This is a genomic window from Planomonospora corallina (assembly GCF_042650625.1).
In the GTDB taxonomy this organism is placed as follows: Bacteria; Actinomycetota; Actinomycetes; order Streptosporangiales; family Streptosporangiaceae; genus Planomonospora_B; species Planomonospora_B corallina.
The window spans coordinates 58,516-66,931 of record NZ_JBHSBM010000031.1 but is presented as its reverse complement, the minus strand read 5'-3'; the positions used below and the strand labels follow the sequence as shown (position 1 = coordinate 66,931).

The window sequence follows — 8,416 nt, the reverse complement described above, 5'->3', positions numbered from 1 at the left end:
GCCGGGGAACGGTGCCCGTCCAAGGTCGCGACGATGCCCCGCCCGATGTCGTCGTTACCGATCAACGCGAACGGCCCCACCGGGATCGGCCCCCCGAACTCGTCGGCCATCGCGGTCAGCACGCACGGGATCGCCTCCCCCCGCGCCGCCCACGCCGACGCGTAGGTCGAATGCGTGTGCACCACCCCGCCCACCTGCGGCAGGTGCCGGTAGACGTACGCGTGCGCGGCCGTGTCACTGGACGGTGCCAGCTCCCCGTCGACCAGGGCGCCGTCCAGATCGCACACCACGATCGACTCCGGGCTCAGGTCGTCGTAGGAGACACCACTCGGCTTGATCACGAACAGGTCCGCGCCGGGCACCCGGCCCGACACGTTGCCCGCGGTCCAGGCCACCAGGCCGTAGCGCACCAGCTCGGCGTGCAGACGGCAGACGCTCTCGCGCAGCGCCGCGACGGCACCGGCGACAGAGGAGGTGACAGAAGAAGAGACGGAGGAGGTCATGACATGCTCCCTGACGGATGCGGGGGATGGGGAAGAGGATGGGGCGCTCACGCGCCCGCCCGGTTGCGCAGCGCGCGCAGCCGGTGCAGCACGTCGTTGCCACCGAAAGCGGCGGAACCGGCAGGACCACCGGAACCGCCGAGGCCGGCAGGGCCACCGGAACCAGCGGAACCGCCGGCGCCCTCGCCGCGGCCGAAATGATCGTGCAGGCGGCGGTACTCCGCGTACAGCAGGTCGTAGGCGGCCGAGCGGCCGGGGTCAGGCAGGTAGGCCGCCTCACTGCGCCTGCCCATCACCGCCGCCGCCGCGGTGATGTCGGAATAGGCCCCCGCCGCCACCGCCGCATGAATCGCCGACCCCAGCGCACACCCCTGCGCCGAACCGATCACCGAGAGCGGGCGGCGGAGCACGTCGGCGTAGACCTGCATGAGGAAGCGGTTCTTCAGCAGGCCGCCGGCCACCACGAACTCCCGCACCGGCACGCCGGCGGCCTCGAAGGTCTCCACGATCGTGCGGGCACCGAACGCGGTCGCCTCGATCAGCGCCCGGTAGACGTCCTCGGGGCGCGTCGCCAGCGTCTGCCCGACCACCACCGCGGACAGATCATGGTCCACCAGCACCGACCGGTTGCCGTTGTGCCAGTCCAGCGCCACCAGGCCGTGCCGCCCCACCTCCTGGGCCGCCGCCAGCGCCGTCAGATGCTCATGCACGCTCACGCCCCGCCGCTCGGCCTCGCGCTCGTAGGCGCCCGGCACGCAGGTCTCGACGAACCAGCCCAGGATGTCGCCGACCGCGGACTGGCCCGCCTCATACCCCCACAGCCCCGGCACGATCCCATCGGCCACCACCCCGCACATGCCCGGCACCTCCGCCAGCACGTCCGACGGCATGATGTGACAGGTCGACGTCCCCATGATCGCGACCATCTGGCCCGGCCGCACCGCGTCCGCCGCGGCGGCGGTGACGTGCGCGTCGACGTTGCCGACCGCCACCGCGATGCCCTCCGGCAACCCCGTCCAGGCCGCCGCCTGCGCCGACAACGTGCCCGCCGCCCCGCCCAGCGCCACCGGCTCCGGCCCGAACTTGCCCGTGAAGCCCGCGAAGCCCGGATTCAGCTCCGCCAAGAACTCCTGCGACGGCCACACCCCGTCCTGCCGGATGCCCTTGTAGCCGGCCGTGCACACGTTGCGGGTCTCCACCCCCGTCAACTGCCACACGATCCAGTCCGCCGCCTCGATCCACCGCTCGGCCGCCCCGTACACCTCGGGATCGTCCTCCAGCACCTGCAGGCCCTTGGCGAACTGCCACTCCGACGAGATCTTCCCGCCGTAGCGCGGCAGCCACGCCTCCCCCCGCTTGGCGGCCACCGCGTTGATCCGGTCCGCGTGCGCCTGCGCCGCATGGTGCTTCCACAACTTCGGCCACGCGTGCGGCCGCTGCGCGAAAGACCCGAGCTCGCACAACGGCACCCCCTCGGCCGTGGCCGGCAGCACCGTGCACGCGGTGAAGTCCGTGCCGATACCGATCACCCGCCCCGGATCGATCCCGGCCGCGGCCACCGCCTGCGGCACCGCAACGCGCAGCACCTGCCGCCAGTCCTCGGGCGACTGCAGCGCCCAGTCCGGCCCCAGCCGCACACCCGTGCCCGGCAGCCGCTCATCGATCACCCCGTGGGCGTACTCGTGCACCGCGGCGCCCAGCTCGGCGCCGTCGCCGACCCGCACCACCACCGCACGGCCCGACAACGTGCCGAAATCGACACCGATCACGTACCGGTCACTGTTAGCGTTCACATTCTTCCCCGATCAGAAGAGGCATGGAGGGTGGCTGCGTTCCGCGCCGGGATCAGGCGCCGGAGCAGGAGGAGGGCGGACGGCGGCGGGCCGATGAAGATCTTGGTCCACCGGGAGCCGAGGGCGCCCTCGGAGCTGGTGATCGTCTGGATCGAAGTGAGGACGAACGGGCCGGGCACGGCCCTGAGCAGGCAGCACGATCCACCGGTGAGCGGCGTCCCTGCGACCGCGTGAACCGCGATCTCCGTCCGGGCCACGGGCAGGCCCCTGAGCAGCGCCGACTGCTCGCTGCCGCCGACGTGGACGTTCCATCCCAACCGAGTGTAATGAAGCATATACGCCGCCGTGAGCACCACCGCCCGGGCGATGACGACGCCCGCCGGGACGGGCGTCTCCCCGGGGCGGGCCGGTCCGCGCGCCGGACGACGACGCCGGCACGGCTACCCCCGAGCCGGCGCACTGCTGGCCCTGACCTTGAACAGCGGCGACGCCACCAGCCTCTCCCGCGGCGCGTCCGGGCCCGCCTCGATCCGCCGGAGCAGGAGCTCGATGCTGTGACGGCCCACCGCCCCGAAGTCCTGACGGACCGTGGTGAGCGGCGGGGAGAAGAACTCCGCCTCGGGAATGTCGTCGAACCCGACGACGCTGACCCGGCCGGGCACCTCGACGCCCGCCTCGGCGAACGCCCTGAGCACTCCCAGCGCCATCTGGTCGTTGGCCACGAACACCGCGGTGACCTCGTCCATCCCGGCCAGCCGCCGGCCGGCCTGATAGCCCGAACGCGGGCTCCAGTCTCCGGGCAGGATCTCGGGGACCGCTCTGCCGTGGGCGGTCAGCACCTCGCGCCAGCCCACGATGCGGCCCTCGGCCTCCATCCAGTCCGACGGGCCGCTGACGTGCCAGACGGTCTCGTGGCCCAGGCCGAGCAGGTGCTCGGTGGCCTGCCGGGCCCCCTCGGCCTGGTCGACGCTGACCACGGAGACGTCCCCGTGGTGGTCGCCCTCGACGGCCACCACGGGGATGCCCGCGGGCAGGTCGGCCAGCGCGCGGGCCGCCGACCGCTGCGGGGCGACCACGACGATGCCGTCGACGCCCTGCTCGGCCAGGTAGTCCAGCGCGTCGCGCATCCCGGCCCTGTCGATGCTCCGCAGACCGACGATGCTGACGAAGTAGCCCGCGTTCCTGGCGGCCTGCTGGATCCCGTAGACCGTGCTGGCCGGGCCGTACAGCGTGCTGTCGAAGCTCACCACGCCGAGCGTGCGGGAATGCCGGGTGACGAGGGCGCGGGCGACGAGGTTGCGCCGGTAGCCGAGCTGGCCGATCGCCGCCAGGACACGGGCGCGGGTCTCGGTGCGGACGTTGGGGTGCTCGTTGAGCACCCGTGAGACCGTCTGGTGCGACACCCCGGCCACCCTGGCGACGTCGGCCATCACCGGGGAGCGGCGCCCTTGACCGGTTGAGCCCACCGGTCCCCCTTCTCTCATCCGACGCGAGTGTTAACGCTCACATTACCTGCCGCCGAGAACGCCGCCCACCATGGCGCGGTCACGACCGGCGTCCCGCCGGGCCTCACTCCTCACGCGCCCGCGGCACGCCCCGGCTTCCGCCCCCCGTCCTCGCGGCGAACGCCACCGGCTTCCCGGGACCTTGGTCCCCCTTTTTCCCGTCCCTCCGGGCGGCGCTCCCACCCTCCGGCGGCGGACAGGGCCTGTTTTCCCTGGCCTTCCGGGCTTCCACGGCCTCGACCGGGACCAGGGCCGGAGCCTTCGGCTGTCACTTTGTACCCGCATGACTGCTTAACCTCGATGTCACGTTGGCGTTACGAGCCTTGACAGAAATCCGGAGCCCGCATTTGATGGCGACCACACCCGACAGCTCAGCCGGAGGGTGTGCCTACGAGGATGTGAGCGCTAACAAAGCGGGCGGCCGGACCACGGAGACTCGGAACGCCGCTCTCATCACAACGCCCCTGGAAGCCATACGGGCGGTTTCCGGGCCCGCCGACCGCAGGCAAGGACGAGGCCGGCACCAACACCCCCAGATCGATATCGCGTCACATGAAGGACGAAACATGAGGCTCTCTAAGCTGGCCACCGTACCCCTGGGCCTGGCACTGGCCCTGACGGTGACCGCCTGCGGCTCGGCCACCAAGACCGTCGACCAGCAGAGCGCGAGCGGATCTTCGGCCGGCGCCCTGGTGGGCGTCACCATGCCGACCAAGTCCTCCGAGCGCTGGATCCACGACGGCGAGAACGTCAAGAGCGCCCTGGAGAAGCTGGGTTACAAGGTCGACCTGCAGTATGCGGAGAACGACATCCCCACCCAGGTCAACCAGATCGAGAACCAGATCACCAAGGGCGCCAAGGTCCTGATCGTCGCCTCGATCGACGGCACCGCGCTCACCACGCAGCTGCAGCAGGCGGCCGACGCGAAGATCCCGGTGATCTCCTACGACCGGCTCATCCGCAACAGCCCGAACGTCGACTACTACGCCACCTTCGACAACTACAAGGTGGGCGTGCAGCAGGCGACCTCGCTCCTGGTCGGCCTGGGCCTGAAGAAGCAGGACGGCTCGGACGGGGACGCCAAGGGCCCGTTCAACATCGAGGTCTTCGCCGGTTCGCCGGACGACAACAACGCCACGTTCTTCTACAACGGCGCGATGGACACCCTCAAGCCCTACATCGACAAGGGCACCCTGGTCGTCAAGAGCGGCGAGACCGACTTCAAGACCGTCGCCATCCTGCGCTGGGACCCGGCCACCGCGCAGAAGCGCATGGAGGACCTGATCACCAAGGCGTACGGCGACGCCGAGGTCGACGGCGTGCTCTCGCCGTACGACGGCATCTCCATCGGCATCCTGTCGGCCCTAAAGAGCAGCGGCTACGGCACCGCGGACCAGCCCTACCCGGTCGTCACCGGTCAGGACGCCGAGCTGGCGTCGGTCAAGTCGATCATCGCGGGTGAGCAGTACGCCACGATCTACAAGGACACCCGCAAGCTCGCCGAGGTCACCGTCAAGATGGCCGACGCCGTGCTCAAGGGCGGCAAGCCCGAGGTGAACAACACCACCGACTACGACAACGGCAACAAGGTCGTCCCGTCCTACCTGCTCGACCCGGTCATCGTCTACAAGGACAACTACAAGCAGACCCTCGTCGACACCGGCTACTACACCGAGGACCAGCTCAAGTAGCCGACCCGATCCCCTCCGGACGGGTCTCCGGCCCACGCGGCCGGGGGCCCGTCCGGTGGAGAAGAGCGACGTGGAGACGGACGCCATGACCGACTACATCCTTCAGATGCGCGGGATCACCAAGAGCTTCCCGGGCGTCAAGGCCCTCCAGGACGTCAACCTCGCGGTCCGGAGAGGCGAGATACACGCGATCTGCGGGGAGAACGGCGCCGGCAAGTCGACCCTGATGAAGGTCCTGTCCGGCGTGCACCCGCACGGGTCCTACGAGGGCGAGATCGTCTTCGACGGAGAGCCCTGCCGCTTCTCCGGCATCCGGGACAGCGAGCGGCGCGGCATCGTCATCATCCACCAGGAGCTCGCGCTCAGCCCGTACCTGTCGATCGCGGAGAACATCTTCCTCGGCAACGAGCGGACGAGCCGGGGCCTTATCGACTGGAACCGCACCAACGCCGAGGCCGCGGTGCTCCTGGAGCGGGTCGGGCTGCGTGAGAACCCGGTGACCGCCGCGATGGACATCGGCGTGGGCAAGCAGCAGCTGGTCGAGATCGCCAAGGCCCTGTCCAAGGAGGTCCGCCTGCTCATCCTCGACGAGCCGACCGCGGCGCTCAACGACGAGGACTCCGCGCACCTGCTCGAGCTGCTGCGCGGGCTGCGCAACGAGGGCATCACCTCGGTGATCATCTCGCACAAGCTGAACGAGATCGCGGCCATCGCCGACTCCACGACGATCCTGCGGGACGGGCGGACGATCGAGACCCTCGACATGAAGGCCGGCCACGTCACCGAGGACCGGATCATCGCCGGCATGGTCGGGCGCGACCTGGAGCACCGCTACCCGCCGCACGAGCCGAAGATCGGCGAGGAGGTGCTGCGGGTCGAGGACTGGACGGTGCACAGCCCCGTCCAGCCCGACCGCGCCGTCGTCTCCGGGGCGAGCCTGACGCTGCGCCGCGGTGAGATCGTCGGCCTGGCCGGGCTGATGGGCGCCGGGCGCACCGAACTGGCGATGAGCCTGTTCGGCCGCAGCTACGGGGTGGACATCTCCGGGCGCGTGTACAAGGACGGCAAGGAGATCCGGATCGGCTCGGTCCGCGAGGCGATCGCCCACGGCATCGCCTACGCCACCGAGGACCGCAAGCGGTACGGACTCAACCTCATCGAGGACATCAAGCGCAACGTCTCGGCCGCGGCGCTGGGGAAGCTCGCCCGCCGGGGCTGGGTCAACGGCAACGAGGAGCACAAGGTCGCCGAGGGCTTCCGGGCCGGCATGAACATCAAGGCCCCGGGCGTCTCGGCGATCACCGGTCAGCTCAGCGGCGGCAACCAGCAGAAGGTGGTGCTGTCGAAGTGGATCTTCACGGATCCCGACGTGCTGATCCTGGACGAGCCCACCCGGGGCATCGACGTGGGCGCCAAGTACGAGATCTACACCATCATCAACGAGCTGGCCGACCAGGGGAAGGCCATCCTGGTGATCTCCTCCGAGCTCCCCGAGCTGCTCGGTCTCTGCGACCGCGTCTACGCCATGTCGGCCGGGCGGATCACCGGTGAGCTGCCCAGGGCCGAGGCCACCCAGGAACGGCTCATGCAATTCATGACGAGGGAAAAGGAATAACGGCCATGACGAGCGTCGAGAAGGCCTCGGTTGAAACCCTGTCGGGCGGCGGAGCCTCCCCGCCCCCGGCCGCGAAGGCGTCCGGCCGTTTCTCCGTCAACCTGCGGCAGAGCGGCATCTACATCGCCTTCGGACTGATCATCGTTCTGTTCTCCATCCTGACCGACGGTGAGCTGCTCAGCCCGCAGAACATCTCGAACATCATGGTGCAGAACTCCTACATCCTGGTCCTGGCGATCGGCATGATCCTGATCATCATCGCCGGTCACATCGACCTGTCCGTGGGATCGGTGGTCGCGCTCAGCGGCGCGATATCAGCGGTGCTGATGGTCGAGATGGACATCGCCTGGCCGCTGGCGCTGCTCATCACGCTCCTCGCCGGCGCGCTGATCGGCGCCTGGCAGGGCTACTGGGTCGCCTACTTCGGCATCCCGGCGTTCATCGTGACCCTCGCCGGCATGCTGATCTTCCGGGCGCTGACGCTGACCGTGCTCGGCAACCAGGGCATCGGCCCCTTCCCCGACGAGGTCCGCACCCTCTCCAACGGCTTCCTCCCCGGCTACCTGGGCAACATCGGCCTCGGACCGCTCGGCGGCGCCGACCTGATCACCCTGCTCGTCGGCCTCGCCGCCGTGGCCATGATCATCGGCACCCAGTGGCGCGCCCGCCAGGGACGCATCGGCTACAAGCAGCCGGTCGACGCCCTGCCCCTGTTCGTCCTCAAGATGGCCGCCGCCTCCGCCGTGGTCATGCTGGTGATCGTGCAGCTGGCCAGGTTCAAGAACCTCCCCTGGGTCCTGGTGCTCCTGGCCTTCCTCGTCGTGGGCTACACCCTGGTCACCAACCGCGCCGTCTTCGGCCGCCACATCTACGCCATCGGCGGCAACCTGCACGCCGCCCGCCTGTCGGGCATCAACGTCAAGTCCGTCACGTTCTGGCTCTTCGTGAACATGGGCGTGCTCGCCTCGATCGCCGGCATCATCTTCGCCGGACGCCTCAACCAGGCGGGCCCCACGGCCGGCAACAGCTTCGAGCTCGACGCCATCGCGGCGGCCTTCATCGGCGGCGCCGCCGTCCAGGGCGGTGTCGGCAAGGTGGTCGGCGCGATCACCGGCGGCCTCATCATGGCGGTGATCAACAACGGCATGTCCCTCATCGGCGCCCCGAGCGAGCAGGTGATGCTCTTCAAGGGCCTCGTCCTGCTGGCCGCCGTCGCCCTCGACGTCTGGGCCAAGCGCCGCGCCGGCGCCGCGGCCCGCTGACGGCGGCGAGCGCACGGCAGCGCGGCACGCGGCACGCACGGCGGGCG

The 8,416-nt window shown here is 69.9% G+C and carries 7 protein-coding genes; 3 read left to right on the top strand and 4 right to left on the bottom strand.

Annotated features, from left to right (window positions below):
- The 4 genes from ACFOWE_RS25180 to ACFOWE_RS25165 all read right to left on the bottom strand — a co-directional run.
- Window positions 1–503: L-ribulose-5-phosphate 4-epimerase (locus ACFOWE_RS25180; protein ID WP_377291947.1), on the bottom strand; the 503-nt coding region annotated here is incomplete at its 3' end.
- Window positions 504–550: 47 nt separating this feature from the next.
- On the bottom strand, window positions 551–2,272 hold the full coding sequence (araB, locus tag ACFOWE_RS25175) for a ribulokinase (protein WP_377291945.1): 1,722 nt from the start codon (window positions 2,270–2,272) through the stop codon (window positions 551–553).
- A 20-nt stretch (window positions 2,273–2,292) separates the two neighbouring features.
- The gene (locus ACFOWE_RS25170; protein WP_377291943.1) at window positions 2,293–2,631 is read right to left on the bottom strand and encodes a hypothetical protein; all 339 of its coding nucleotides are present in this window, start codon (window positions 2,629–2,631) and stop codon (window positions 2,293–2,295) included.
- Between the two features lie 105 nt (window positions 2,632–2,736).
- The gene (locus ACFOWE_RS25165) at window positions 2,737–3,726 is read right to left on the bottom strand and encodes a LacI family DNA-binding transcriptional regulator (RefSeq protein WP_377291953.1); all 990 of its coding nucleotides are present in this window, start codon (window positions 3,724–3,726) and stop codon (window positions 2,737–2,739) included.
- Window positions 3,727–4,367: 641 nt separating this feature from the next.
- Between ACFOWE_RS25165 and chvE the strand changes: the two genes are divergently transcribed.
- From chvE to mmsB, 3 genes are all read left to right on the top strand, one after another.
- On the top strand, window positions 4,368–5,492 hold the full coding sequence (gene chvE / locus ACFOWE_RS25160) for a multiple monosaccharide ABC transporter substrate-binding protein (RefSeq protein ID WP_377291941.1): 1,125 nt from the start codon (window positions 4,368–4,370) through the stop codon (window positions 5,490–5,492).
- Between the two features lie 85 nt (window positions 5,493–5,577).
- Complete coding sequence (mmsA, locus tag ACFOWE_RS25155) at window positions 5,578–7,107, top strand: multiple monosaccharide ABC transporter ATP-binding protein (protein WP_377291939.1); 1,530 nt, start codon at window positions 5,578–5,580, stop codon at window positions 7,105–7,107.
- Between the two features lie 5 nt (window positions 7,108–7,112).
- On the top strand, window positions 7,113–8,369 hold the full coding sequence (gene mmsB / locus ACFOWE_RS25150) for a multiple monosaccharide ABC transporter permease (protein WP_377291937.1): 1,257 nt from the start codon (window positions 7,113–7,115) through the stop codon (window positions 8,367–8,369).
- Window positions 8,370–8,416 lie beyond the last annotated feature (47 nt).